The sequence below is a fragment of the Desulfobacter sp. genome (assembly GCA_028768545.1).
Taxonomy (GTDB): Bacteria; Desulfobacterota; Desulfobacteria; order Desulfobacterales; family Desulfobacteraceae; genus Desulfobacter.
Window position 1 is genome coordinate 2,644,287 of the sequence record CP054838.1, and the last position, 25,858, is coordinate 2,670,144.

At 47.4% G+C, this 25,858-nt stretch carries 31 protein-coding genes, 1 tRNA gene and 2 pseudogenes; 18 read left to right on the forward strand and 16 right to left on the reverse strand.

Features of this window, described 5'->3' with window-relative positions; all coding sequences use genetic code 11:
- Positions 1-34: 34 nt before the first annotated feature.
- From HUN05_12705 to HUN05_12715, 3 genes are read right to left on the reverse strand one after another with little or no spacing between them, the layout of a single operon-like run.
- Complete coding sequence (locus tag HUN05_12705; protein WDP85887.1) at positions 35-1,072, reverse strand: ketopantoate reductase family protein; 1,038 nt, start codon at positions 1,070-1,072, stop codon at positions 35-37.
- A 14-nt stretch (positions 1,073-1,086) separates the two neighbouring features.
- Positions 1,087-2,286 (reverse strand): aminotransferase class I/II-fold pyridoxal phosphate-dependent enzyme, encoded by a 1,200-nt coding sequence (locus HUN05_12710; GenBank protein ID WDP85888.1) that lies wholly within the window; start codon positions 2,284-2,286, stop codon positions 1,087-1,089.
- A complete protein-coding gene (locus tag HUN05_12715; GenBank protein ID WDP85889.1) occupies positions 2,274-2,867 on the reverse strand; it encodes a creatininase family protein in 594 nt (197 codons plus the stop codon). Before HUN05_12715 ends, HUN05_12710 begins: the two co-directional genes overlap by 13 nt.
- A gap of 294 nt (positions 2,868-3,161) precedes the next feature.
- On the opposite strand from HUN05_12715, the gene HUN05_12720 reads away from it, so the two are divergent.
- The 5 genes and pseudogenes from HUN05_12720 (at position 3,162) to HUN05_12740 (ending at position 5,082) form a co-directional block, all read left to right on the forward strand.
- The gene (locus HUN05_12720; protein ID WDP85890.1) at positions 3,162-3,410 is read left to right on the forward strand and encodes a hypothetical protein; all 249 of its coding nucleotides are present in this window, start codon (positions 3,162-3,164) and stop codon (positions 3,408-3,410) included.
- Between the two features lie 56 nt (positions 3,411-3,466).
- Complete coding sequence (locus tag HUN05_12725) at positions 3,467-3,649, forward strand: hypothetical protein (GenBank protein ID WDP85891.1); 183 nt, start codon at positions 3,467-3,469, stop codon at positions 3,647-3,649.
- A gap of 56 nt (positions 3,650-3,705) precedes the next feature.
- Complete coding sequence (locus HUN05_12730) at positions 3,706-4,005, forward strand: hypothetical protein (GenBank protein WDP85892.1); 300 nt, start codon at positions 3,706-3,708, stop codon at positions 4,003-4,005.
- Positions 4,006-4,185: 180 nt separating this feature from the next.
- Entirely contained in the window at positions 4,186-4,866 is a 681-nt protein-coding gene (locus tag HUN05_12735; protein WDP85893.1) for a hypothetical protein, read from the forward strand.
- A 24-nt stretch (positions 4,867-4,890) separates the two neighbouring features.
- Positions 4,891-5,082 (forward strand): annotated as a pseudogene (locus tag HUN05_12740) (hypothetical protein).
- Positions 5,083-5,136: 54 nt separating this feature from the next.
- Here the strand turns inward: HUN05_12740 and HUN05_12745 are convergent.
- Both HUN05_12745 and HUN05_12750 read right to left on the reverse strand, forming a co-directional pair.
- On the reverse strand, positions 5,137-6,459 hold the full coding sequence (locus HUN05_12745; protein WDP85894.1) for a (Fe-S)-binding protein: 1,323 nt from the start codon (positions 6,457-6,459) through the stop codon (positions 5,137-5,139).
- 21 nt (positions 6,460-6,480) lie between these two features.
- Positions 6,481-6,825, reverse strand: coding sequence for a CGGC domain-containing protein (locus tag HUN05_12750; GenBank protein WDP85895.1), 345 nt, complete (start codon positions 6,823-6,825; stop codon positions 6,481-6,483).
- A gap of 308 nt (positions 6,826-7,133) precedes the next feature.
- Here HUN05_12750 and HUN05_12755 point away from each other — a divergent pair, with 308 nt between their 5' ends.
- From HUN05_12755 to HUN05_12775, 5 genes are all read left to right on the forward strand, one after another.
- A complete protein-coding gene (locus HUN05_12755) occupies positions 7,134-8,003 on the forward strand; it encodes a D-alanyl-D-alanine carboxypeptidase family protein (GenBank protein WDP85896.1) in 870 nt (289 codons plus the stop codon).
- A 16-nt stretch (positions 8,004-8,019) separates the two neighbouring features.
- Positions 8,020-8,238 carry a hypothetical protein gene (locus tag HUN05_12760; protein WDP85897.1) on the forward strand — a complete coding sequence of 73 codons (219 nt, stop codon included), beginning with the start codon at positions 8,020-8,022 and terminating at the stop codon, positions 8,236-8,238.
- Positions 8,207-9,433 (forward strand): deacylase, encoded by a 1,227-nt coding sequence (locus tag HUN05_12765; GenBank protein ID WDP85898.1) that lies wholly within the window; start codon positions 8,207-8,209, stop codon positions 9,431-9,433. The genes HUN05_12760 and HUN05_12765 overlap by 32 nt, the downstream gene beginning before the upstream one ends.
- A 110-nt stretch (positions 9,434-9,543) precedes the next feature.
- Entirely contained in the window at positions 9,544-10,155 is a 612-nt protein-coding gene (locus HUN05_12770) for a tetratricopeptide repeat protein (GenBank protein ID WDP85899.1), read from the forward strand.
- Positions 10,142-10,858 carry a M48 family metallopeptidase gene (locus HUN05_12775; protein ID WDP85900.1) on the forward strand — a complete coding sequence of 239 codons (717 nt, stop codon included), beginning with the start codon at positions 10,142-10,144 and terminating at the stop codon, positions 10,856-10,858. The genes HUN05_12770 and HUN05_12775 overlap by 14 nt, the downstream gene beginning before the upstream one ends.
- A gap of 16 nt (positions 10,859-10,874) precedes the next feature.
- Here HUN05_12775 and HUN05_12780 read toward each other — a convergent pair whose 3' ends face one another.
- The 10 genes and pseudogenes from HUN05_12780 to HUN05_12825 all read right to left on the reverse strand — a co-directional run bounded on the left by HUN05_12780 (position 10,875) and on the right by HUN05_12825 (position 18,972).
- A complete protein-coding gene (locus tag HUN05_12780; GenBank protein WDP85901.1) occupies positions 10,875-11,384 on the reverse strand; it encodes an alpha/beta hydrolase in 510 nt (169 codons plus the stop codon).
- Positions 11,385-11,420: 36 nt separating this feature from the next.
- Positions 11,421-11,708, reverse strand: coding sequence for an alpha/beta hydrolase (locus HUN05_12785; GenBank protein ID WDP85902.1), 288 nt, complete (start codon positions 11,706-11,708; stop codon positions 11,421-11,423).
- Positions 11,708-12,238 carry an isochorismatase family protein gene (locus HUN05_12790; protein WDP85903.1) on the reverse strand — a complete coding sequence of 177 codons (531 nt, stop codon included), beginning with the start codon at positions 12,236-12,238 and terminating at the stop codon, positions 11,708-11,710. The genes HUN05_12785 and HUN05_12790 overlap by 1 nt, the downstream gene beginning before the upstream one ends.
- 90 nt (positions 12,239-12,328) lie before the next feature.
- A pseudogene (locus tag HUN05_12795) lies at positions 12,329-13,597 on the reverse strand (diguanylate cyclase).
- A 158-nt stretch (positions 13,598-13,755) separates the two neighbouring features.
- Positions 13,756-14,874 (reverse strand): ISAs1 family transposase, encoded by a 1,119-nt coding sequence (locus HUN05_12800; protein WDP85904.1) that lies wholly within the window; start codon positions 14,872-14,874, stop codon positions 13,756-13,758.
- Between the two features lie 597 nt (positions 14,875-15,471).
- Complete coding sequence (locus HUN05_12805; GenBank protein WDP85905.1) at positions 15,472-16,353, reverse strand: hypothetical protein; 882 nt, start codon at positions 16,351-16,353, stop codon at positions 15,472-15,474.
- Positions 16,354-16,816: 463 nt separating this feature from the next.
- On the reverse strand, positions 16,817-17,452 hold the full coding sequence (locus HUN05_12810; protein WDP85906.1) for a flavodoxin family protein: 636 nt from the start codon (positions 17,450-17,452) through the stop codon (positions 16,817-16,819).
- A 361-nt stretch (positions 17,453-17,813) separates the two neighbouring features.
- A tRNA-Ser gene (locus tag HUN05_12815) sits at positions 17,814-17,904 on the reverse strand.
- Between the two features lie 44 nt (positions 17,905-17,948).
- Positions 17,949-18,671 (reverse strand): methyltransferase, encoded by a 723-nt coding sequence (locus tag HUN05_12820; protein WDP85907.1) that lies wholly within the window; start codon positions 18,669-18,671, stop codon positions 17,949-17,951.
- Positions 18,652-18,972, reverse strand: a complete 321-nt coding sequence (locus HUN05_12825; protein ID WDP85908.1) for a DUF721 domain-containing protein — start codon at positions 18,970-18,972, stop codon at positions 18,652-18,654. The genes HUN05_12820 and HUN05_12825 overlap by 20 nt, the downstream gene beginning before the upstream one ends.
- Positions 18,973-19,225: 253 nt before the next feature.
- Here HUN05_12825 and hflK point away from each other — a divergent pair, with 253 nt between their 5' ends.
- Both hflK and hflC read left to right on the forward strand, forming a co-directional pair.
- The gene (gene hflK / locus HUN05_12830) at positions 19,226-20,311 is read left to right on the forward strand and encodes an FtsH protease activity modulator HflK (GenBank protein WDP85909.1); all 1,086 of its coding nucleotides are present in this window, start codon (positions 19,226-19,228) and stop codon (positions 20,309-20,311) included.
- Between the two features lie 2 nt (positions 20,312-20,313).
- Positions 20,314-21,270 (forward strand): protease modulator HflC, encoded by a 957-nt coding sequence (gene hflC, locus HUN05_12835; GenBank protein ID WDP85910.1) that lies wholly within the window; start codon positions 20,314-20,316, stop codon positions 21,268-21,270.
- 106 nt (positions 21,271-21,376) lie between these two features.
- On the opposite strand, the gene HUN05_12840 is transcribed toward hflC, so the two are convergent.
- Complete coding sequence (locus HUN05_12840; GenBank protein WDP85911.1) at positions 21,377-21,472, reverse strand: AURKAIP1/COX24 domain-containing protein; 96 nt, start codon at positions 21,470-21,472, stop codon at positions 21,377-21,379.
- A 113-nt stretch (positions 21,473-21,585) separates the two neighbouring features.
- On the opposite strand from HUN05_12840, the gene HUN05_12845 reads away from it, so the two are divergent.
- The 6 genes from HUN05_12845 to tolR all read left to right on the forward strand — a co-directional run bounded on the left by HUN05_12845 (position 21,586) and on the right by tolR (position 25,849).
- On the forward strand, positions 21,586-22,125 hold the full coding sequence (locus HUN05_12845) for a hypothetical protein (GenBank protein ID WDP88050.1): 540 nt from the start codon (positions 21,586-21,588) through the stop codon (positions 22,123-22,125).
- A gap of 106 nt (positions 22,126-22,231) precedes the next feature.
- A complete protein-coding gene (locus tag HUN05_12850; protein WDP85912.1) occupies positions 22,232-22,501 on the forward strand; it encodes a zinc ribbon domain-containing protein in 270 nt (89 codons plus the stop codon).
- A gap of 67 nt (positions 22,502-22,568) precedes the next feature.
- On the forward strand, positions 22,569-22,856 hold the full coding sequence (gene groES / locus HUN05_12855) for a co-chaperone GroES (GenBank protein ID WDP85913.1): 288 nt from the start codon (positions 22,569-22,571) through the stop codon (positions 22,854-22,856).
- Positions 22,857-22,900: 44 nt separating this feature from the next.
- Positions 22,901-24,550, forward strand: coding sequence for a chaperonin GroEL (groL, locus tag HUN05_12860; protein WDP85914.1), 1,650 nt, complete (start codon positions 22,901-22,903; stop codon positions 24,548-24,550).
- 178 nt (positions 24,551-24,728) lie between these two features.
- The gene (tolQ, locus tag HUN05_12865; GenBank protein WDP85915.1) at positions 24,729-25,433 is read left to right on the forward strand and encodes a protein TolQ; all 705 of its coding nucleotides are present in this window, start codon (positions 24,729-24,731) and stop codon (positions 25,431-25,433) included.
- Entirely contained in the window at positions 25,433-25,849 is a 417-nt protein-coding gene (tolR, locus tag HUN05_12870; GenBank protein WDP85916.1) for a protein TolR, read from the forward strand. Before tolQ ends, tolR begins: the two co-directional genes overlap by 1 nt.
- Positions 25,850-25,858: the final 9 nt, after the last annotated feature.

The window sequence follows — 25,858 nt, forward strand, 5'->3', positions numbered from 1 at the left end:
GTTTCGATCATCATAGATTTATGAAACAAATTTTTCAAGCTCTATTTTTTTTATAGGCAAGGGCCATCTGGTCCATGTGAAAATCATTTTGGACCGCCTTGCCGGATTCAATTTTGTGGACGGCATCAATGACCTGGCGGGTCAGGGGAATGTCGATTCCATGTTTTTCGGCCTTGGGAATCACTGCTCCCATGATGGTGTCCACCTCGGTTTTGCGTTTGTGTACGGCCAGGTCTCTCCATACCCCGCTGTGGGTCTTGGTGTGAGGCCGGTTGTGTTCGGCCAGGGCCTCAAGAGATGCCCTGCCTGCTGCCTGACCCGCACCCGGTTCAAAGGCTTTGGGGTCAAATCCGTTAAAGGGCAAAAGCCGGATCCCTTCTGCCCGGGCTACAGCCACGATTTCGTGGCCCAGACCGATGAGCAGATCATGCCATTTTTCCATTTCAAACATCTCTGTGATTCCCCGGTTGGATGTGGCTTCGGCAAAAAGCATGGACCCGTACTCGATTTTGCTCCATAGGTACCCGAAAATATTGTCCGTGAGCACGGAGTCCGGATTGAAAATTTTCATATGTTCATGAAGGCGCTGGATGCGGTCACTGGTCCTGCCGTCCAATTCTCCCACCACCGTGGTTCCCCGGCCCCCGAAATGGATGACCCCGGGCTCTGCCACATCTGCACTGAAGTTGATAAAAGATCCAATGGTCCGGTCTTGGCCTGCTGCTGCTGCGATGTCATCTTCGTTGAGTCCGTTTTGCCAGGACACGATATATCCGTCCGGGGCCAGCAGGGGTACGATCTGTTGGACGGCCTGGGCCGTATGAACGGATTTGGTGGCCAGATAGACCTTTTTCAGGGGGCCTTTAGCCTGCTCCGGGGTGATGATGTGCAACGGCTGGGTAAATTCTTCAATGGGGCCGGTGATTTTTATGCCGTTTTCGGCAATGGCCTTCACGTGGGCCCGGTTATTGTCCACGCAGGTGACGGACATCCCTTGTCGTGCCCAATAGGCGGCCATGATGCCCCCCATGGCCCCGGCGCCCCAGATGACATGTGTGTTGAGTTTTTCCATTTGGTTTTTTCCTTTTAGTCTATCCACAATCCCGTGGGCAAATTGACCACGGTCCTGGCAATTTCCCATCCAATGGGAATGTCAAAAATTTCTCTGTTGTTGGGGTGGCAGGGGGTCTGGAACCAGACCCCGGGCTCCATGGCCAGGTCTTTTTCAATCCAGGAGGTATCGGTTTTGAGGTGCTCGGGCACGATGACCGGGTATCGAAGCCAGGTGCAATAGCTGTCGTCTGCGGGGCTGGATATCCCGTATCCGTTCGATACGGCCCATTGTTCCCATTTTCGGGCCGCTGCCTGGCGAAGGGGGATAAAGGTTTCAAATTTTTTTAATTGATTCAGGGCCAGGGCACCTATGGGCCCGGGCATTTTGCATGCGTACATGGGTTCAAATTTGCCGAGGAGCTCCAAATCGGTCATCTGGGGGATGAGGTTTTGCCCATAGATTTTTCGGGCCCAGTCAAATCGATTTACCCGGTTCTTGTGGACCTTGGTATAATAACAGAACAATAGGGTGTTTAGGATATCTTTGATTTTATCAGCCGAGGGATATCCGGCACTGTCATACACCTGCTTGAGCCCTTTTAAGATGGCCGGGTTGGAGGTGGCGGCAAATCCCCCGTGGATGGTGTTGATCATCTTGGTCCGTTCCGTGGAGAAAAATGCCACATCCCCAAAGGTGCCCAGTTTCTGCCGTAAAAGCCTTCCCCCCAGTCCATGGGCCACATCTTCGATCACCATAATGCCGTGGGATTTTGCCATGGCCAGGATGGCCAGGGTATCCCGGGCCGGGACCCCGAAGGTATGCTGGAGAAGGACTGCCCGGGTTTTTGGGGTGATTTTCTCTGCAAATCGCTGGACATCCATGTTAAAGGTGTCCCTCTCGATATCGGCATGGACACAGGTTGCCCCGTTGTACTCAAAGGCGTTGACCACCACCTGGCAGGTCAGGCCGGGAATGATCACTTCATCCCCTTTTGAAAGTCCCATGGCCTTGGCTATGGCATAAAGGGCGGCCCGCCCCCCCATGAACCCAAAAACCTGTTTCAAATCCAGCCAGTGGGCCAGCCATTTTTCCGCCTGGTCCACTGGGGCCGGGTCCTGCCATTTGTCCTCTATTTTGAGCAGATCCCGGGCCATTTGGGCATCGTCGGGTCCCAGGGTGTTGCACATGATAGGGGTGATTTTCTGGTGCCGGGGCATGGTCAGTCGGCCCAACCGGTTTCCAGCATGGACCGGGTCTCATCCACGGCAATTTTCCAGATTTGAGTCATGAGTTCTGGTTCGCGTTTTTCCATGCCCCCGAAATTGCCGTCCTGAACAAAGGCCCTGGTATCTTCAGGTCCTAGCTGGTGAAGGATGTCAAGGTCCAATGGGGGTTTGGAATTTTGAGTTTCATAATCCACACTGGAAATTTCAGTCCAGGGGAAATTTTCCATCCAGGATGCATGGGAAGATCCTCTTTCCGCTTCCTGGACCTTTGCCCAGGTGTTCGGGGCCGCCCACCAGTTGTGCAACCTTACCCGGGCATCCCCATGGGTCATGAGCCATTCCTGGGCAAATCCTCCCACAAATGAGTTTCCCCCGTGGCCGTTGACAATGAGGATCTGCCGATGGCCGGACCGGTACATGCTGTCCAGGATATCCCCCACCACCCTCAGATAGGTCTCCATTTTGATGGTAACCGTTCCCAGGCTGAGCTTGCCATGCTGCTCCACGCTGCCTAGGGGGAGAACCGCTCTTTTTTCTGTTTTTACAAGGGTTTCCACCATTGCCCAGGTCATGTCTTGGATTTTCATTGATTGTCCTTATTTAAGGCATGGGTTAAAAAAATAAAAAGCTATGAATCATTTGTTTCATTAAAATTATGATTATGAAACAAAAAATTCAAGATTTTTTTGTGAATATCATTAAAATGGTCGTATTTTGCATTTTGAAAAAGGCGGTAAAGTCGGTATGGAATGCTATTCCATCATTCTTATCCTGGCATCAAAAATTTATTGGAAATCGGGAAATAAAATCGTTGCCGGGTTGCACTAAAGGGCGCGAACCCTTATGATCTGATTTCATATCAACTTTTAAAGAGGACTTTTATGGCACTTTTGCTCAACATTCTTTGGTTTGTTTTTGGCGGTGGTTTTTTTGCCGGCCTATTATGGGTTTTGACCGGATGTATTCTAATGCTTACGATTGTGGGAATTCCCTTTGGATTTGCCGCTTTCAGGATTGCAGGGTTTGCGGCCTTCCCCTATGGAAAGGAATTGGTGGATGCAAGGGTCGTGGGAGAAGAACGGGTAGGGCGCATTCCCATTTTCCCGGTTTTAAAAAGGCCTGTCTTTTAGAGCAAAAAGAATGATATCCTCTGTTACGCTGAAATGAACATAAATGGATTGTGCTAATGAAGAAAGCTGAAGATTGTAATACTGTTGATGAAGTCCTTGCATGCCTCAAAGAACTGGAAGAAGATCCAAATCGCTTGGTTCGTAACGCTAACGAATTAGAACAGATGGAGCAGGAAATCCTTGAGTATACAAATCGGATAAGCGCCTTTTTTTTAAAAAAAAGATCCAGGCCTCAGTAGATTCCTCTGAACAGGTCGACCAAGAAAAAGAATTGATGTCCAATTGGCCGGGACGGATGAAAAGCGAAGGGCTTGAGACCGTTTGGATTCAGCTTTGTACAGATAGTTCGGTTGATATTCATGTTCGATACTATCGAAGGTCCTGTGACCGCCGAAAAGGAAAAAGATATAAAGGTGCATACGCTGGCTTAATCCTTCTTGGAATCCATGATCGCTGCTCGCCTGCTTTGGCTTCTATGGTGAGTTCTTGGTCAGCCTTATTAAGTTCTTTTGAAGAAGTCCGTCAAGTGCTTTGTGACCGTGGGATGACGTTGGGTATAAAGGTCATCCGTAAACTGACCTATCGGTACGCATAGCGGGCTCGAGCCGAACAACAAGCGGGCCGAATCCCATTAAATGATAGAGATTTACTTGAAGGGCGGCGAGTCGTTATCAGCACTGATGGTGGCCGCACTCGGCTCAGAGAGAAGAAAAGGGGACCAAAAACCCAAAAGGATAGAACCCGATTTCGTGGGGCATGGCGAGAACCCAAGCTTTTGATCATTTATGTAGTGGACGCCCATGGAAAACAAGAAAAAAGCTTTTCACCATTTATTGATGGCTGTTTCAATGGACCGGATGGTGTATTCCACTTGTTAAAGGGTTATTTGAACTCCCTTCATATTCAGAACTCAGACAAAATACTGTTTGTTGCAGATGGGGCACATTGGATTTGGAATCGAATCCCCGGACTGCTAAAAGCATTGGGTTTGGCTCCTGAGCGTGTGTATGAACTTCTCGATTTCTACCATGCAGTTGAGCATCTGGGTACAGTAGCAGGCTTAAGGAAGACCTGGTCATCCAAGGAACGCAAACGCTGGGTATCGAAGCAGCGAGGTCTTCTGCTGAAGGGAAAGGCGATTGAGGTGGTACAGGCCGTCCAGAAGCTTTGTAGAGGCAGAAACAGTAAGGCTATCAAGACGGAACGGGATTATTTTGTGCGCAATGAACTGAGGCTTAATTTCTCAACTGTAAAAGCGTTGAACTTACCTATTGGCAGCGGTGCTATTGAAAGTTCGATTCGGAGAGTCGTGAATTTACGTCTTAAAGGTCCATGCATCTTTTGGTATCGGGAGAATGCAGAAAAAATGATTATGCTGCGATCATTTTATAAAGCAGGGCGTTGGAACTGCCTGAAGCAGATGGCAAACATGCACAATCCAGTGCCAGCGGTATAACCGGGAAAATGGGAATGCGCCCAACGGGTAACCGGCACTGGGTTGGCCAATTTTTTATGGGTTGTTCTGGCGGGCATCTGGCTGGCCATTTCTCACATCCTGGCCGGAATCAGCCTGTGTCTGACCATCATCGGCATTCCCTTTGGCTTTGCCCATTTTAGATTGGCCGGGGTTTGTTTTTCACCTTTGGGAAAAAGAACGGTTGAGAAAGGATAAAAAAAAGCTGCCGAAAATATCGATGGATTGATATTTTCGGCAGCTATAAAAAAACTACATGGCAGATTCCGGGTGGAATACATTGACCTCTTTGAGGTCATCCCCGAGATACTCCCTTTCATTGGGGCCAAGGATGCCTAAGGAAAGGCATATCAAGGTCCACATGTGAACCACGGGGTAGTTGCTCCCGTAATGCTCGGATAGTTCGTGGATCTGGGCATGGCAGTTATGGCAGCCGGCAATGCAGTAGTCTGCGCCGGTGGCCTTGATCTGATCGTCTTTGAGTTTACCGTATTTGAGACGTTCTTCTTTAAATCCGGATTGGAGAAATCCGCCGCCGCCGCCGCAGCAATAGTTGTTGGAGCGGTTGGGCTGCATATCAATAAAGTTTTCCTCGCCCACAACGGATTTTACGACAAATCTTAAGTCTTCGGCAATGGGATCTCCATAGCTTTTCCTTACGATCTGACAAGGATCCTGTACCGTAAATTTGATCCCAAGATCCTTGTTCCAGTCGGAATTAACCTTGAGTTTGCCTTCACGGATCCATTTGGCATAGTATTCGTAGATATTTTTGACTTGGAATTTATGTTCCAGGTTGTATTTTTTCAGTCCGGCCCGGACTGAGAATGTGACGTGGCCTCACTCGGTGTTGAGAAAGGTTTTCACCCCCAGTTTGTTGGCCTGGTCAGCCGATGTTTTGGTGACATGTTTCCAGTCATCATCATCTGCCAGGAACATGCAGTAGTTCTCTCCTGCCCAGCCTTTACTGCCGTAAGTCCAGTTGACGCCGGCAAGATGAAGGATTTTCCAAAGGGGGACCATTTCATCGGGTTCTGTGACCGGTTCCCTGGAGTTCTGGTTCAGGAAGAATTCAGCGCCTTCCTTGTCAATGGGGGCCTGCATATCTGCAAATTCAGGCTGGGATTCCTGGTATTCTTCCAGTACATCCTCAACCACAAATTCAAAATCCTCTTCAGTGGTACCCATGGCCGAGGTGGTATCATTTTTAAGTGCCATGTTACAGGATTCCAGGATACCTTTAGGTCTTTCCTCTCTTGGGCGAAGTGCCCTTGCATTGAAAACCAGCTGGGGAATATCAATTTTCATGGGGCAGACATAGATACAGCGCATGCACATGGTACACATCCAGGGCCAGTCAGAAGCGGCGATTTCTTCGTCCATTCCAAGAGCAGCCATACGCAAAAATTTTCTGGGATCCATATCTGCCAAGCCTGTTGCCGGGCACCCTGATGAACAGGCACCGCAGGTCAGGCAGGCGTTGAGATTCCCACCCTCGGGCAGGATTTCTTTAACCTTGTCTAAAAATGTTGAGGCCTTTTTCTTACGGCCCAGTTTGATGACAGCTTCTGCCATGGTGTTTCCTTTCCTAGGTCTTTAGTGGTAGTCGTGGGTTCCTATTATAACGTCTATACCCGTTTTATCTTTTATAATACCGGCCAGATCTTCGGCACTGGTATACGGGCACTGCGGAACTGCGTTAGCCAGGCAGGAGCTAAGATAAATCTTGTCTGGTTTAATTTCAGACAATTTTGCGGCCATGCCAAGGCTGGGAACGACAGTTCTGCCCGGGCATTGGCATTTGACAAAAGAAACTACTGCAGATGGGGATTCAAATTTGCCATCTCCATTGGCAGCAGCTTTCAGGCATCGCCATTCACCGGGACAACCATATCCTTGATCAATATACGAGCCACAGCCTACAATTGCAACCTTTTCCATTTGTTATCTCCTTTAAGATTCTAAATGGTTTGATTCTCTTTGAGTCTCCGTTCAATCGTTTAATCGGAATTAATGCAGCATAATGCATGCCAGGAAGAATAAGAACCATGTTCTTTTTGAGAAAGATCTTTTAATTCAATGTATTGGCTGAAATGAAAACTGAACCAGGCTTTTTTTGCAAGTTGCAGGTGTGCTACCCTTGGGTGTGGCAAAGTTTCAAACCTGCAACTTAGGGTTAATGCCATGGAGAAAAAAACTCTTTTCTTTGAACCCGGGGATAGAGTACAATACCCTGAATTTTATACCAGATGAACGTGAGGAAAATGGATCGAAGGGCTTTTTTTAAAATAACCTGTGCTACATTCTCCCTTGGTGCTATGTCTTTGTGGGCGGTGCCAGAGTTTGAATGCCATGGAAAAGATTTTCAGAAATGCAACCATGGGCCATTGCCGGATCAGGCGGTTAAGGACCGGCTGGTCAAAACCCGGCTGTTTGACCAGCATTTTAAGGATGATCTTTTTTTGTCATCAGCCCAGATGGGCCTGCTTCACTCCTGCCTGGTACGGATGAAACGGATTCAGCGGGTGATGGGGTATGGCCATTTTTGTCTGGCTGGGTTTGACGATGCCTTGGCCTATGCCGGATCCTATGCCAGGATAGGAAAGTTTACCACCCAGGAAATTCAATTTCTTGAAGATCTTTTTTATACCCCTGCAGGGGCGTACGGATTTATGGGAGAAAAACCCATTCAAAAAATCACCATGAAGATCAACAGAAAAAAGAGTGTTAAAATTCCCGGGACAGGCCATTACCTTTACAGGGGCAAACCGGTTCAGATGTACAAGGATATTCAAAAAAAGATCGGGCCGGAAGCGGTTCTCACCTCTGGAATTCGGGGGGTGATGAAACAATTTTTACTCTTTTTGAATAAAACCGCATCCAGCCGAGGCAATTTATCCATGGCCTCCCGATCCCTGGCTCCACCGGGATATTCATTCCATGGAACAGGTGATTTTGATGTGGGAGAAAAAGGGTTCGGGGTTGATAATTTTACTGAAAAGTTTATCCAGACCCGGGTGTACAACCAATTGTCGGATTTGGGATATATAAAATTTAGATATGATAGGGAAAATGATCTTGGCGTCCGGTTTGAACCATGGCATGTTGAAGTGGGCTGATAAAGGCCGGAACCGGTTGGGTTTCAAGTCCATGACGGTGTATGGGATTATTCTTTTGGCATGCCTTGTCAGCCTTTGGCCTTTAAGGGCCGGGGCCAAAGGGCTGGATCTTGAATTTTCCGTTCATACCCTGGCCTCGGGTCATCCGGGTGCCACGGCAATGATTGTGGGCGGGATTCAGGGGGATGAGCCCGGCGGATTCAATGCCGCAGCCCTTATTGCTACCCAATTATAGGATAATTTCAGGAAAGGTTATTGTTGTTCCCAATTTAAATTTTTCAAGCATTATCATGCGTTCCAGGGGAATACATGGGGACATGAACCGGAAATTTGACCAGCTGAATTCCAAAGATCCCGAATCAAGGACCATTGACCGGATCAAAACCATAATGCTGGACCCGGATGTGGATTTTATCCTCAACCTTCATGACGGCAGCGGATTTTATTCCCCGGTCTACGAGGAGCGGCTGCGCTGTCCGGACCGTTGGGGACAGAGCATCATTATTGACCAGGAAAAAATGGCCTTGCTTCCCCAGAACCGTCAGGGGCTGTTTACAGACCTTGCCCGGGCCGCCGCTCAATGCGCTCAAGATGTTAATCGAACACTGCTGGATCCCTCCCACCGGGTTCATGTGAAAAATACCCGCACGGCCAAGGGGAATCGTGAAATGGCAAAAACCCTGACTTTTTTTGCCCTGAAACACCAGAAACCCGCCTTTGGCATTGAAGCCAGCAAATCGTTTTTAACCCCCACCCGGGTGTATTACCATCTTGCGGCCATTGAATCTTTTTTTACCCAGGCCGGTATTGAGTTTGAACGCAGGTTTGTCTTGGACAAAGCCGGTATTAAACGGGCCATGGACCAGGATATTGCCCTGAGCATGGGCGATCGCAGAATCCTGCTTTTTGCCGAGAATATCCGTCGCACAATCAACTATATCCCCATGAAAAAGACAGATAATATCAAATTCCAAGTGAACCATCCCCTATTGACCCTGGTGCCCAGCGGCAAGGGCTACAATCTTTTCCACGGGAATCGGAGACTGACCCGGCTGTCGTTTCAGTATTTTGACTGTGACCTGGGCCTTGACCGGATTGAGATGGTGGTGGACGGCCGGCCCCGGTTGATTTCTTTTGGGTCTATCGTGCCGGTAAAAGACAGATTCCTGGTAAAACCCATCCCGGATCATCGGGTGAACGTCATTGGGTTTACCCGGAAAAATACAGCCAATGAGTCAGGGCTTGTGATTGAACGGCCCAATTTTGCCAAGCGGTTTTCCATAGACTGGGACGGCCGTATTTTCAGAATCGAAGTCTACCGGCAGGGCAAATTTACCGGCATGGTTCTGGTGGATTTTCGAACCCGGCCCTCTGCCTTGAAACTGGCCCGGTCAGATGAAAATTCAGTGTACTTGGACCAACGGTTTTAATTTTCCATGGGGAAAATATGGCCACTGGCCATGGACGGGTACTTTTTTTATTGATTTGGTATTTTCTATGATTAGATTATTGGGAAATCGAATTTATCAAGCGGGGTAAAATGGGAAAAAAAAATGAGACGATGGTGAGCAAACAGACCTTTTACATGGCAATTTTGGTCTCTGTCACTTTTGGGTTTATGATCGGGGCTGTATACACCTCTTTTAAGCTGGCCAACAAGGGGAATACAACTAGCCATGTCGATGCCAAGGATCCCCACGCAGGAGAGCAACAGGCCCGGATCGGGGCCAGTATTCTCAAGCTGGAGACCTTTTTAAAGGAAAATCCTGACAATGTGGAGGCCTGGATCCAGCTGGGAAATCTTTTTTTTGATTCCGACCGGTTCAGTGATGACATTGACGCCTATGAAAAATCTTTGTCCCTGTCTCCTGGCAATTCCCATGTTCTTACGGATCTCGGGGTGATGTACCGGCGAAACAAGGCCCCTGAAAAAGCCATTAAAGCCTTTGACATGGCCATTGCTGCCCAGCCGGGATTTGAAACCCCCATGTACAACAAAGGGATTGTGTTCATGCACGACCTTGGGGATCTATCCAGTGCCATCAAGGCCTGGGAAGCCCTGGTTGCCGTGAATCCAGCGGCAAAAGCACCCAATGGGAAACTGGTCAGTACCCTGGTCCGGGAACTTAAGATCAAGCATGAGGGATCTTAAGGCCTTTCTGGCTTCAGCACCGGATGGCTGGAGCATTGAAATTATAAAAAAAAATATAAGTCACATTTATTTTAGGGTATATCCGGACAAAAAGCAGGTCAGGGTTTCAGCACCGCGCGCAATCAGTTCTGATGATCTGAAAGCGGCGGTATCGGCCAAATCCCCATGGATACTTAAACACATTTGTTTTCCCAGAAAAACAATTCCCCTGGCCTGGGAGACTCCCAGCTCACAAAAAGTATATTTTAAAGGCCAGGCCTATGCTCTGGTCGACTGCCAAAGCCCATCGTCTGCCCAGGTGGTGCTGGACCCTGAAAAAGGGGTTATGGTCTATTCCCGGCCCAATGCCTCTGATGACAAAAAAGCAGGTCTGCTTTTGCAATGGTACAGGGATTGTCTTGACCAAGAGATTTCAATCCTGGTGGACAAGTGGGTGCCTGTCATGGGTGTTACCCTGGGCCAGTTTCGAATAAAAAAAATGAAAACCCGGTGGGGAAGCTGTAACACAAGGGCGAACCGGATCTGGATCAACCTGGCTTTGATCCGGCTTTCCCCCTGTTTTTTAGAGTATGTTCTTGTCCATGAATTGGTTCACCTGCTTGAACCCTCTCACAATGCCCGGTTCTATGGACTAATGGATCAATATTATCCGGACTGGCCAAAGGTAAAGGCCCGGTTGAGGCAATATTCTCCCGGGGTATGAGTGTTTTTTGGGGGGGCTATATCCTTTTTTGGAGCCAGTCTGTCATATCTGAAAAGACCTGATCATATCCGGGGTCATTAAAAATTTCATGAAATTTATTGGGATAAATTTTTAATGTTTTGTCTTTTGATCCCAGGGCGTCATGGAAAAGAGTGGCCCCTTCAGGGTCTACCAGGGCATCGGATCCGCCCTGAAGAATAATGGCGGGAAGCGTAATCCTGCCGGCCCCTGCCATGACACGTTCACAGGCATCCAGAATTTGTGCGGCCAGCCGGGCGGTTATTTTTCCCGTGGAGACCAGGGGGGCATTCACATAGGCTGAGACCACGGCGGGATCGCGGCAGATGTCTGAGGCTTCAAGTTGTTTGATACCAAGGCCCGGTGCGATCCAGGAGAAAAACCGGGCGGCCATGCGGGTGGCCGGGGTGACATGGTCCGGGATTTTTACCCCGGGGCTTGAGAGGACGGCCCCATCCACCTTGTCCTGGTGATCCATAAGGTAGGCCGCGGTGATCAATCCGCCCATACTGTGTCCCACAAGGAAAACCGGTTTGTTGGGTTCCTATTCTTTGACCTGATCGATAAATTGATCCAGGGTACGGGTAAAGAGTTTAAAATCAGGCACAAACAATCGTTTCCCCCCTGATTTTCCATGGCCGTAGTGGTTCTGGGCGTAAACTGAGAATCCCTGGGGCACAAGGCTGTTCACAAGATTCATATACCGTCCGCTGTGTTCGGCAAGACCGTGAACCGCAATCAGGACTGCCCCTGCCTCTGTTTGGGGCAGCCAGCATTGATAAAAAATTTTTGTCTCTTTGGGGCCATTGAAATATCCGTTTTCCTGCGCCATTAGATCTCCTCTATAAGGGTGTGGGTGTCAGCGACCCGGATTCTGCCCTGTAAAAGAATCAGATTCTCCCAGGACCAGTTATGGTGGGTGATAATGGTTCTTGCATCCAGATGGGGCCGGTCTGCCGTGGTGTGGGCATCCCTGGCCACGATGACTTCAAATCCTTTGGCTGCTGCGGAACGGATGGTGGTATCCACGCAAAAATCCGTGGCACAGCCGGTAATGATGACCCTGTTCGTGTTGAGTTTTATCAGGGTTTTGAGCAGGGGGGTGTCGACAAATGCGTCACATGATTTTTTTCGAATCACCAAATCTGTATCCTGCCTGTCAAGTGAGTTAATCAGTGCCCATCCCGGAGTCAAAGGTTCAAGGAGATCTCCTTTGGGCCCGTCGTGCTGGATAAAGATGATATTTCCCTTGATTTTTCTTATTTTTGCCACAAGGTGATTGATCCGCCGGATCACCTTGGACGCCTCATATCTGGGGGTCTCAAACAGGCCTTTTTGCATATCCACAACCAGAAGCAGCATGGGGTATCCTTAAATTATGGGACTGAGTCTACACATTTTAACAATCAGATTTCAGGATGGAAAAATGTCGGCCTTCCTGAATGCATAAGGTCAACTGAATATATAAAATCCCAGGTTTTTGGCAAAGGGCGGGGGATTGTAAAAATCCGCATGGATATAATTGCCCTTGATCTCCCTTACCACGATTCTGCGTTTGATCAATGATTTTTTAATGTCATCCAGGATAAACTGGACATCCAGAAAATCGTTGAGCTGGATGCGGTGGGATTTTGAAATTCTGAATCCAATTGCGGCCAGGGAGACCTGCTCAACACGTATGCGACCTGTTTCACCGGTTTTAAGCCGTTTGAAATTCCCCCCCAGGGAGACGGTTTTTCCGATTTTTTTCTGGGGATTTTGTTTGTTTTCTGCCCGTTGCCGTTCCTGTTCCAAAAGGGGGTGGAGATTGTCCTGGATATCCACAATGTCTTCCTGGCTGACCATGGGTTTGGATTTGGCCAAAGCCTTTGAGACCAGAGGTTTTAACTGGTCGGCATCTTCTCCGCTCATGGTGTAGGGTTCAATGGTCAAAGAGATGGCGGAAAGTTGTTTTTGGGAAATGGTTTTGGAAATGGCCTTTTCGATCCTGAGTTTTGCCTGTTCCGCACCGTCTGAATAGGTCAGGGGCAATAGTTCGAGAAAGGCGTTTTCTCCATACCTGAAGAGAATGTCGTCCCTGCGTTTAATTTTATTCAAGATAAGGGCCAGGGTTTTAATGGCATGATTGCCCTGTTGTTGTCCCATGTTGTCCATGAACTGGTCGTAATCGTCAACGGTGATCACCAATATGGAAAAGACACTGCCGTACTGGATCTGAAAATCAGTCTTGTTGGACACGGCCCGTTCAAAACTCCACCGGTTTTTGAGTCCGGTCAGAGAATCCTTGGTGATCAGGTTGGTCAGGGTCTGGTTGTAATAGGATCGTTCAATGGCAATGGCTGCATATTCGGCAATGGAGGAGAGCAGCGTCAGGTCCTGGGTTGAAAAAGGATCATCCGAGATCCTGTTGATCAGCTCAATGACCCCGAATATTTAATCCCCTGTTTTTAATGGGGTGCCGATGATGGACTGGGTTTTGAAGCCTGAGTATTTGTCCACCCGGCTGCTGAACCGTTTGTCCTTGGATACGTCATCAATGATCAAGGATTCCCCGGTTTCCATGATATGGCCGGCAACCCCTTCCCCCTTGGGCAGTTTGGTTCCCTGAAGTTTGTCCTTGTTGGTTCCCACAACCACTGAAAAGACCATGTCCGATGTTTTGGGGTCCTTGAGAAGTACGGACCAGTGGCGAGGCTGGAAAATTCGTCCCACCTGAAACATGACAATATCCAGCACCTCTTTGATGTTTTTCGCCTTGGCAAGGGGTTTGCCAAGCTCAAATCCCAGATCGGCAGATGAAAAATCATCTCTTCTGGACGGGCTCAGGGCTCACGCATGTAAATATTGTAAAGTGCCTATAGTTTTGATTGGTTCAAGTATCATCCAAACATAACTTCCTCCAGATATTTGATATCCATAGCAGCATTCAACCTTTTGGTTTTTACACTCCCTTTAAATGTCTTATTGTTCCGTAATAAATTTAATGCAATGTGCCGAATCGCTGCAAAATTCTCAGGAGAGTTCCCCTTTCTGACTCTGCTTTCGTCTTCACGGAACGCAATATCCAATACCCAATGCACTGAATTTTCAATTCCCCAATGCCTCCTGACAGCATTACCAAAAATATTGGGGTCGCTATCCAGGCTCGATATATAATATCGCTTTTCATGACTGATCTGGCCGTCCATTTCCCGGGTGGATTCAATCATTCCAATACTTTTCAAACCTTTCCAACTTTTTTTATCTTCAAACCAATCAATATCAGAGGTTATCACAGCCCTGCGCGTTTCGACTCGACCGTGCCCTCCGTCAACACTGGTCTGTTCATTAAACTGGTACCCCTGATTTTTCATTTCTTCCATTTTATTGAAAAAAAGTACCGCTTCATCATGCAAGGTTTTATGATTTTCTTTCAGGGCAAGGACATAGTCACACCCTTTGTTTATTATGGTTTCAGCGATTTTCTTTTGAGTGCCCATGGCATCAATGGTTATAATGCAGCCCGAGATATCTAAAAGTTTTAAAAGATTTGGAATGGCCGTAATTTCATTTGATTTTTCTTCGGTTTTTAATTGCCCTAAAACCACTTTATTAGACGAAGCCCACGCACTGATCATATGAATGGCTTTCTTATCATTGGAGGTATCGTGTGAACGCCTTAGAGTTTTGCCGTCGATTGCAATGACTTGACCTTTGGTCATCTTTGCAACCGACTGAACCCAGTGCATAAAACTGCTCTGAAATTCATTCGGGTTCATCCTTTCAAAAATTCTGCCAAAGGTGTCATGGGAGGGTATCCCATGGGGAAGGCTTAGAAATTTTGACAACCACCTTTTTCTCTTTTTGCCAAAGTTTTCAATTTGCTCATAAGTGTCTGCGCCAGCAACTACCGCACAAATTGCGATGATGACGACATCAATTAAATTATGAAGCTTATTGTGGTGTCTGGGGTCCTGAATATTGTCAAAAAAAGTTTCAAGAGATTTTTTTTCGTTCATTGGCAACTCCTTGTGTTTATTGCCATATATATCGTATCTGTGCAGCGATGTCTAGGAAAATTTTGTTCGATGCTCATATACTATAACAAGCCAGGAGAGCCAGGCTGGGATAGGGTGAAGGGGGTGGAGTGGCGTAAATGAGCGGCCCGCCAGGACGGCATAGGTCCGATCATTTCCGCTTCTTAAGCGGTCAGGACGACCGCTTAAGATTTAACGGAATCCCCCTCACCTATTCCAGCCGGGTAAGGACGAATCTTAATAAAAGTTACATGCGATGACCCTGCAATGGTGTGGGCCTGATCCATCATCAAGGCACCATCTTCTGCGCTGCCTTTGCTTGCTCCTGGCTTATACACCTTACTCGTCGCTCGTTTGGCGCCGTAATATGGTACTTTTCTGGTGGCCAGGAAAGCACGGAATATCCCATATTCGAGCAAATATAAAATTAGGCGGTGGATTTGGGTGTGGTTAAAGACAATTTCAAACCCCCCGGGGGATTTAAATATCTGGCCCTGGACCCTGTTCGAGTTGAGGCTTATTTATACCCTCTGGGGGTTAACCGGAGGGTTTCATTGAACCTGACAATCGGCTCAGACTTTAAAAGGGCTGCCCAAAGGTCATGTAAAATCCCTGGTTTCCCTCTTTTCCAATGGCATATTCTGCCCGGCCAACCATTTTTTCATCATTGAGCAGATAGGAAATCCCCCCTCCCCCGGCCGGAAACAGGTCCTCTTTCTGATCACGGTTTCTGTCATTGCCATAGAGCCCGGCCACGCCTCCAAAGGCCACAAGACCCCATTTTTTATTTAGGGAGAAGCGTTCTTCAATTTCCATCATTGTCATGTGGGGTGCCAGGTATTGCCCCCTGACATATCCCCTTAACCCGACAGAAGAATATCCGCTTGAAGGGGCATTGTGAGACCACCGGCCCTGGATGTGAAAGGCCAGAACATGGTCTTTGCCGTGGCCAAGGAAAAATTTATAGTCTGCATGATAGGCATCAAAAGAGGTTTCACCGCCCAGGCTTTGGCGGTAGGCGATGTTGTGGAGCTGAAACACCTGGCCCGAGGACGGAGAGTTCTGGTTGTCCCTTGAATCATACTGAAGGGCCAGCCCGAGTCCGTTGGACTTAAACCCGGTCATCCCGATCAGCTCTATGATTTTTCCGGACAGCCAGTTGTCTCCGGAAATCGCATAGTTTGTTGAAATTCCCTGGGGCCCTAAATACCAATTGCCTTTTATCCTTTTATAATACCGCAGGGCAAGGACATCAAGGTCGTCTGTGGTCTGGACCGGAAGGCCTGAGCCCAGAAAATCATCATAATTGTTTCTGACCTTTCCCTTGCCGATCCCCCCGAGCAGTCGATGGTCATCCCGGCCGAAATGGAGTTTGGCAAAGATGCCGTAATAGTAAGAGTCCGTGGTGCTGTAGGTGGCTGTGCCGCCCATGATGGACGCAGGGGAGTGTTCATCAATCATCAAACTGATACATGTATGCGGCCATACCCCCGCCGGCTGTTGAGAGTTTCGGGTTGCTGCTCAATACCGGGGTGAACAGCCACGGGGATGTCTTGTCGTCTGCTTTTGTATCTTCTTTGATTAAATTTTCTGCCCGAATCTGTGCGGGTATTGCCAGGAGGAGACAAAGTAAAGCCAGGAGTCCGATAAGGGTGTTTTTGAATTTAAAAGAATTGCGGCAGCCAGGCGGATCAGGACATGTTTTTGTGTTCATGGCATCCTATCACGAATTTGGGTCTGTAGTTATGACGCCCGTTTGGATTTGTGATGATCATTTCCTATCAAGTATTGGCCAAAACATCAAGTTCAGGCCTGTTCAGAAATAGAGGGATGATCCCCCAACCCTTGAGCTGAGCGAATCATTCGTCCCCAATTATGAAAAAAATATAAAAAAGGGAAATTTTTCAATTTCCTTTTTTAATCACTATCGAATAAAATTGGTCAGTGTTTTGGCCACGGGCTCAGGAGCTGGAAATTGTTTTTTTCCATGCTCGATAAGGGTCATGATCCATGCCATGTTTTGGCCTAAAACTTCCAGGATCTGTTTGCCTTCGCCGTCCTGCTCCATTTCACCCGGGTTAAAGCCATGGGCCACATTCCAGTAATTTGAGGAGGGCATGATCATTTCAGAGTAGTTGATATAGTGATTAAGGGTATCAACCGTGGGAATGCCTCCGGATCGTCTTACCGCAGCAACTGCTGCACCGACTTTATGCCGGAACAGACCGTCGTTAACCGAGGATACAAAAAAAGCTCTGTCGAGAAATGACTTCATTGTGCCTGCAACACCGGAAAAATAAACCGGAGAGCCTAAGAGAATGCCGTCGGCGTCTTTCATCTTCTGAATCCATTCATTTACCGGGTCATCCTTGAGGGCGCAGGCCCCATCCTGGTTTTTGACACATTTGTAGCAGGCAACGCATCCCCGGACCTTTTCTTTGCCGACTTGGATCATTTCCGTTTCAATTCCGGCCGTTTCCAATTGGGCTAAAACTGTGTTCAAAGAACAGGCGGTATTTCCTTTTTTCCTGGCGCTGCCGTTAAATCCAACAACTTTCATGTATTCTCCTTTTTTTGGGGGTGACCATTATGATGGTTAAATTCACGATGAAAAAGATTTTTTATATAAGTCATAATTTTTTAGCACAGGGTTTGGCTTTGCCAATTGGCCAACCGACAAGGATGTTAATTTTTTAAAATAATCAGTTTCAGAGAATTTAGCAAGAAAACAATGGCGGTTTTACTAAAATTTGGAGATTAACATGAACTCGGATACGAGGTTGGCATTTTTTAAAAGATCATAAACAAGTTTTTTTCTGGCCGTGTCCATATCTGGCGGGGCGACTGCTGTGAGATGGGGGGTAAAACATTGGGGCTAAAATTAAAAAAAGCCGCTGTAATCACAGCCGCTTCAAAATAATTGGCGGAGAGGGAGAGATTCGAACTCTCGGTACCCGGTTAGGATACACACGCTTTCCAGGCGTGCACCTTCAGCCGCTCGGTCACCTCTCCGCAATCAATTAACCCAGGCAAAATAGTATCTTTTTTAAATTGTGTCAAGGATTAAAGAGGGCATGGTATGTTTTTGTGGGCTTATTTTTTTTATCATACAGGTGTAAGGGGGCAAGAACCCTGCAGGATGGCCCGGTGTTTTTAACTCCTGAAAAAATGACCCGCTTGGCGTCTTGTCCATGACGGGTATGGACAAACCGGAACCATTCAGGCCGGATGGCGGTGTCGTCCATGGCGCAGGTCAGATCAACGAGACGGTCTGCCGGAAAGATCAGCATAAGTTTACCCCCGGGCTTGAGCAGTTCTTCTGCCTTGGCAAACAGGGCGTGGATGTTTAGCTTGACCTCATGCCGGGCAATGGCCCTCTGGTCTATAGGGGGCAGTCGGCCGGTACCGGCTTTTTGATACGGGGGGTTGGCGATGATCAGGTCAACAGGACCTTTGGTTTCTATGCCCGAGACATGGGAAATGTTTTTGTGAATAATGGATATTTGTTTTTCCATATGATTTTCAAGAACATTTTTTTGGGCAATTACGGCAAGCGCTTCCTGTATTTCAACCCCGAGGATAAGGGTTTGAGGATATCTGAAACCCAGGATTAATTCCATGATGCCGCAGCCGCAGCCAATATCCAGGATTTTTGATCCGGGCAGGGGGATTATCTGGCTGCAGAGGATCACAGGGTCTATGGTGTAACGATAGCCGGTTTTGGGCTGGGTTAATCTGAGCTGGCCGTTGAAAAAGGATTCAACTGTGAATTTTTCCAATTTTAAACCGGATTTGGGTAATTAAGGGGGTGTCCATGGCTTTGTTTAGATTGGCGATTATCTCTTTTTCAAGGAATTTGAGTTGGTGAATCCATGCGGAACTGGAGACGTTCACCGATAATATGCCGTCTTTAAACGCATCTGGTTTGGCATTCATGGCAATGGGCCGGCCAACGGCCTGATCCCAAAGATCCCAGATCAGGGTCATCTGGGTATCTTTTGCCGGCCGGTATTTGCCCAGGGCCCGGGTCAGGATATCACCGATGTGAATCAGTTTGCCATTGTCATCCTTTTGGGTCACATTTTTTTCCTTATACGGTTGGTCTTTGTTGATCTGTTTAAGATGTCATACCATAGAATAGGGCTGGAATATACCCCCAAATTAATATCGGGTAAATGGATTTTAAGCCCGGTCCTGCCAAGGGGTTCCTCAAATAAATATTGCGTTTTGGCCTTGATAATTATAAATAAAGTCATATTGTTGCCTTGACAATGTTTCAATTAAAATTAACCAGATAACCGCTGCACAGAACGCTGAGTATAGGATATTATTTATGAATTGGGATTGGGAAAAACTAAGAGAAAATCAGCAAAAATACGAGCAAAAGCAGGGGGGTGGTCCGGGGATGCCCAAACCGCCTCAGTTTGATGACCTTGTGAATCGATTTAAGGGGTTTAAATTCCCGGGTATTTTTTTTGTCGGTATTTTGCTGGTCGTTGTTTTTTTGGGGTCGTCCATGTTTTTTACAGTGGGGCGAAGTGAAGTAGGGGTGATCCAGCGGTTTGGCAAATATGACCGCCTGGTCCAGCCCGGCCTGAATTTTAAACTGCCTGCGGGCATAGAAAAAGTCACCAAGGTCAATGTCAGACAGCCTGAAACCGAAGAGTTCGGGTTTAAGACCTATGGGAGTAACGGCACGTACAGGACATCTTCTGACACCTCCCGTCAGGAATCATCACTCATGCTCACAGGAGATTTGAATGTGGCGGTGGTTCCCTGGATTGTTCAGTATAGGCGGTCAGATCCCAGAGATTATCTTTTCAATGTCGAGGATGTAAAATCCCTGCTTCGCCACATGTCCGAAGCCAGCATGAGAACCGTGATCGGTGACCGCAGCATCAATGAGGTGATTTCAAGCCGGGCGGAAATTGCAAATGCTGCCAAGCAGATGCTTCAAACCGAAATGGACAATGCCCAGGCCGGGATTAGCATTGTTAATATTGAAATGAAGAAAACCAATGTGCCCGAACCGGTTCAGGCCTCTTTTAACGAGGTGAACCAGGCCATTCAGGAAAAAGAACAGACCATTTATAAAGCCCGTGAAGAATACAATAAGGCGGTTCCCCTGGCACGGGGCGAGGCCAAGCGGCGTATCAAGGATGCCGAAGGGTATGCCATTGACCGTGTCAACCGGGCCCAGGGTGATGCCACAAAATTTGAGGCGGTTTACAAGGCCTATGCCCAGGCAAAAGATGTAACCAAAAAGCGGATGTATCTGGAATCCATGCTGGAGGTTCTGCCAAAGGTGGGCAATAAGTATATCATTGATTCGGATCAGAAAAATCTGCTCCCGTTTTTGAATATGGGGGATAAAGCCAAGGGCCTGCCCCAGGACAGATATCTTCAGAAGGGTGAATAAGAATGACTAATAATATAAAAATCGGAATTCTGGTTATTGTTGCCGCGGTGATTGTCCTGGTTTACGACTCAGCTTATGTGGTGGATGAAACCGAACAGGTCGTGGTGACCCAGTTCGGTCGTATTGTGGGCGATGCCGTAAAAGAGCCGGGATTGAAATTCAAGCTGCCTTTTATTCAAAAGGCCAATATCTTTCCCAAAAATCTTTTGGAGTGGGACGGAGACCCGGGTCAGATTCCTACAAAGGATAAAACCTATATTTGGGTGGATACCTTTGCCCGGTGGAAAATCTCTGACCCCATTGTCTATTTCCAGACGGTCAAAGATGAATTTTCAGGCCTCAAACGCCTGGATGACATTATTGATCCTGCCATGCGGGATTTGATTTCAGCCTACCCCCTGGTGGAAAGTGTCAGAAACACTGCCCGTCCCATGGATACCTTTGATGCCATTGGTGCCGGCAGTGAAGATAAGAACACAAAACGAATGGTCCGGTATAAGGTTGATCTGGGCAGGGCTGAAATTGCACGCCAGATTGAGAAACAGGCCCGGGAGAAACTGGTTGAATTCGGGATCGAAGTTGTTGATGTGAAGATCAAACGGATCAACTATATCGACAGTGTCAGGCGCTCTGTTTATGACCGGATGATTGCCGAAAGAAACCAGATTGCTGAAAAATTCCGTGCAGAGGGCAAGGGAGAGGCCAGCAATATAAGAGGTGAAAAAGAAAGGGAACTCCAGGTGATCAAGTCTGAAGCCTATCGCGAGGCCCAGACCCTAAAGGGTAAGGCTGATGCCGAAGCCACCCGTGTCTATGCCAAGGCTTATGGACAGGATCCTGAATTCTATGCCTTCTTAAAAACCATGGAATTGTACAAGAAAACCCTTGAAAAGGATAGTACCATGGTGTTGTCAACGGATTCGGAACTGATGAAATATCTTAAAGGAAGTAATCAATAAAAAAGTAATGGGATATGAGTATTGAGTTGACTCAACTCAATACTCCCCATGATCTTAAAAAATAACCCGACAGGTCTTGCTCGGTAAGACAAAATCGGGTTAGACTTTATTTCTTTTTTCTCTGATGTCTGGTCTTGGCAAGGAGCTTTCTATGTTTATGCTTGCGCATTTTCTTTCGTCTCTTCTTAATAACGCTGCCCAAAAAAATCACCTCCTTTAATGTATTGATAGTTTCTTTAACATGCTAACTTGTTACTATAGCATAAATTTTTAGGGGATGTCTATTCTTTTATTCCCTGGCTGGGGTTGGAAATGATGGGTCCTTTTTTTAATAGATACGAGCTTGAAACGGTAGATCTGGCGGTTCTTCGTGCCGAAGAAATGGTGAACAACTATTTTAAGATTTCTCCGGCCCTGTGGCTGAAAAACAGGTATGATATCAAGACCGGTGCCAGCCTTGCCCCCCACGAACAGGTGGAGGGGCCCTTTGCCCAGGTGGTTAAATATGAAGGCCGTAAAAAGGATGTGCCCCTGGGATCTACAAGTTTTAGTCTTTACCATGTCTGTCTCCAGGATCCTGCCATCCTGAATCTTTTGTCCCGGAATTCCAAAATTGGTCTTGCCCCGTTTTTATTGTATGTCCTGATTCATGAGTTGGTGCATGTGGTCAGGTTTTCCCGCTTTGAGCACCGGTATGAAAATGCCTCCGAAGCGGATGTGACCCTGGAAGAAGAAAAAAAAGTCCATGGTCTGACCTTTGATATTGTCTCCTGTGTCGCGGTGCAGGGGCTTGGTGAAGTCGTTGAATTTTATAAGGAATGGCACGGGTTTTCCAAGGGGGGGCGCCTATGGTAAAAAATTTGGACAGACTGCCTTGACAAGGGTGAAAGACTTATTATTTTATTTTTGATTTTTCAAGCACTAACATGGCAACCAAGAACAACGTAAGGAAATGATAGCAATGCCAGTTTATGAGTACCAATGCCAGGAATGCGGACGTATTGAAGAGGCATTTCAGAGAATTTCAGCCCCCCCCCTTGAGGTGTGCCCCCACTGCAGCGGAAGGCTTAAGAAGTTAATTTCCCAGAGTTCTTTTCATCTTAAAGGAACCGGGTGGTATGTGACGGATTACGGCGGAGCAAAGTCCGGTACCCCAAAAGGGTCTGAGGCCAAGGGAAAATCCACAAGCAAGTCAGAAAAATCAACGTCTAAATCAAGTGATTCAAAATAAAGACGTTGGTTTAATCCACAATAAAACTTAAGAGAGCAAACATTAATACCTAAAGGAGAATTGTATCATGAGTTTGAGACCATTGAGTGACAGAATTTTGGTTGAACGGGTTGAAGAAGATGAAAAAACCAAGGGCGGTATTATTATCCCGGATACAGCCAAAGAAAAGCCTGCCGAAGGAAAAGTTGTTGCAACAGGCAACGGACGTATGGGTGAAGACGGAAAGCTGCTTCCCATGGATGTAAAAGTCGGAGACCGCGTATTGTTCAGCAAATACGGCGGCACTGACGTGAAGATTGATGGTATTGATTATCTTATCCTGCGTCAGGATGATGTTCTGGGTGTAGTGGAATAGTCTGAACATAACGAATTTAAAGAAATAAATGGAGATTAAATAAAATGGCCAAAGAAATTAAGTACGATGCCAAAGCACGTGAAGCAATGCTCAAAGGCGTTCAGGCGCTTGCCGATGCAGTAGTGGTTACCCTTGGACCCAAAGGTAGAAATGTTGTTATTGAAAAATCCTGGGGATCTCCCAACGTAACCAAAGACGGTGTTACTGTTGCCAAAGAGATTGACCTTGAAGATAAATTTGAAAACATGGGCGCCCAGATGGTTAAAGAAGTGTCTTCCAAGACCTCTGACATGGCCGGTGACGGAACGACCACTGCAACGGTTCTTGCCCGTGCTATCTATGAAGAAGGCCAGAAACTGGTTGTTGCCGGCAACAACCCCATGGGTATTAAAAGAGGTATTGACCAGGCAGTAATCAAGATTGTTGAAAATCTTGAAACCCTTGCCAAACCGACCAAGGATCAGAATGAGATTGCCCAGGTCGGCACCATTTCCGCCAACAATGACGAGACCATTGGTAATATCATTGCCGAGGCCATGGACAAGGTGGGTAAAGAGGGCGTCATCACTGTGGAAGAAGCCAAATCCATGGACACCACCCTGGACGTTGTTGAGGGTATGCAGTTTGACCGCGGATACCTGTCTCCTTACTTTGCAACAGATACCGAAAAAATGGTTGCTGCCCTGGAAAGCCCCTTTGTCCTGATTTGCGACAAAAAAGTCTCTTCCATGAAAGATTTGCTTCCCGTGCTTGAAGAAATTGCGAAAACCGGCAAACCTCTTGTGATCATTGCCGAAGACGTTGAAGGCGAAGCATTGGCCACCCTGGTTGTCAACAAGCTGCGCGGCACCCTGAATGTGGCTGCTGTTAAAGCCCCTGGATTTGGCGACAGAAGAAAAGCCATGCTCGAAGATATTGCCATTCTGACCGGCGGTCAGGTGGTTTCCGAAGATATCGGCATCAAACTTGAAAATGTGACCATCCAGGATCTTGGCCAGGCCAAATCCATCACCATTGACAAGGACAACACCACCATCGTTGACGGTGCCGGTGCCAGAGAAGCCCTTGAAGCAAGGGTAAAACAGCTTCGTGCCCAGGCAGAAGAGACCTCTTCTGACTATGACCGTGAAAAACTTCAGGAGCGTCTTGCCAAGCTGGTCGGCGGTGTTGCCGTGATCAATGTCGGTGCTGCCACTGAAACTGAGATGAAAGAGAAAAAAGCCCGTGTTGAAGATGCGCTGAACGCGACCCGTGCTGCTGTTGAAGAGGGTATCGTCCCTGGCGGCGGTGTTGCTCTGGTTAGAAGTATTGCTGCCCTGGACAGCCTTGAGCTGGTCGGTGAAGAAAAACTCGGTGTTGAAGTCATTGCCAAAGCCATTGAATGGCCCCTTCGCAAAATTGCTGACAATGCCGGTGTTGAAGGCTCTGTTGTCATCAACAAGATTAAGGAAGGCAAAGGCGCTTTTGGCTACAATGCCAGAACCGATGTTTACGAAGACCTGATTGAAGCAGGGGTCATTGATCCTAAAAAAGTGGTCCGGTTTGCCCTTCAGAATGCAGCCTCTGTTGCTTCTGTTATGCTGACCACCGAAGCCATGATCGCTGAGATTCCTGAAGAAGGCGGCGGCGGAATGCCTGGTGGAATGCCCGGCGGCGGAATGGGCGGAATGGGCGGAATGCCCGGAATGATGTAAGCATATTTTAAAAAATACGAGCCTCATTTTGTTCATATGAATGAGATAAAAGCCCCTTTGCCTTTGGTAAAGGGGCTTTTTTTGTTTTGACAGGGGCCGCCTGTTCATATCCGTAGATTTATTGGATTTTATCTGATATGTTTCCCCTTGGAAAATAATAAAGATTAAGAGAGGATCTATGACCGCGGAATCTGTCGGCCTGCTTCACATGCTCAACGATGCAGGGCCAATTGTAAAATTTGTCATGCTTTTGCTGCTGTTTTTTTCAATTATTTCTTGGGCCATTATGTTTATAAAATTTCGCTATATCCGGACGGCCTATAAAGAATCTGCAGATTTTACAGAAGTGTTCTGGCAGTGTAGGACCCTGGCAGATGCCTTTACCAAGGCCAAAGCGCTTAGGGCAAGCCCTGTGGCCCGCATCTTTATCACCGTCTATATGGAGGTGGCAAGAGGGGATGCTAAAGAAGGTCAGGGCTTTAAACGAACCGAGACCTCTTATCTTCAGTCCATGGGGTCTGTGAAAAGGACATTGCGCCGGTCTATCAATGTGGAAATCAGGCGGCTGACCCAATTGGTCCCCTTTTTGGCCACAGCAGGCAATACCGCCCCTTTTATCGGGCTTTTCGGGACGGTATGGGGGATTATGGATACCTTTCAGGGGATCGGGCTTTCCGGTTCGGCCAGCCTTGCCGTTGTGGCGCCTGGTATATCAGAAGCATTGGTGGCAACGGCCGCAGGCCTTGCCGTGGCCATACCTGCGGTGATTGCCTATAATTATTTTACAGACCGGATTCGTGTTCTGGATTCGGAACTGGAGAGTTTTTCCTCGGATTTATTGAATATCATTGAGCGTGATATTCAGAAAAAAATGGAGGCATAATGCAGCTGGGTTCCGGTAATAATCAATTTATGTCTGAAATCAATGTCACCCCGTTTGTGGATGTGATGCTGGTTTTATTAATCATTTTTATGGTCACGGCCCCCATGATGGTTCAGGGTGTGGACGTGGATCTGCCTGCGGCAACTTCGGAGGCGCTTCCGTCCAATGAAGAGAATCTCATTGTATCCATTGATAATGATTTAAAGGTTTATATTAATGACCTTGAAGTCAGTGTGGCATTTTTGTCAGAAAAACTGGATGCGGTCTTGGAAAATCTGGATAAAAAAAATGTCTATCTCAAGGCGGACAAAAAAGTGCCCTACGGGGTGGTGGTCAATGTGATGTCCCAGATAAAGAAAGCGGGGATAGAAAGCTTGGGCATGATCACCCTTCCCGAAGAACAGGCCTCCATCTGATCGATTGAT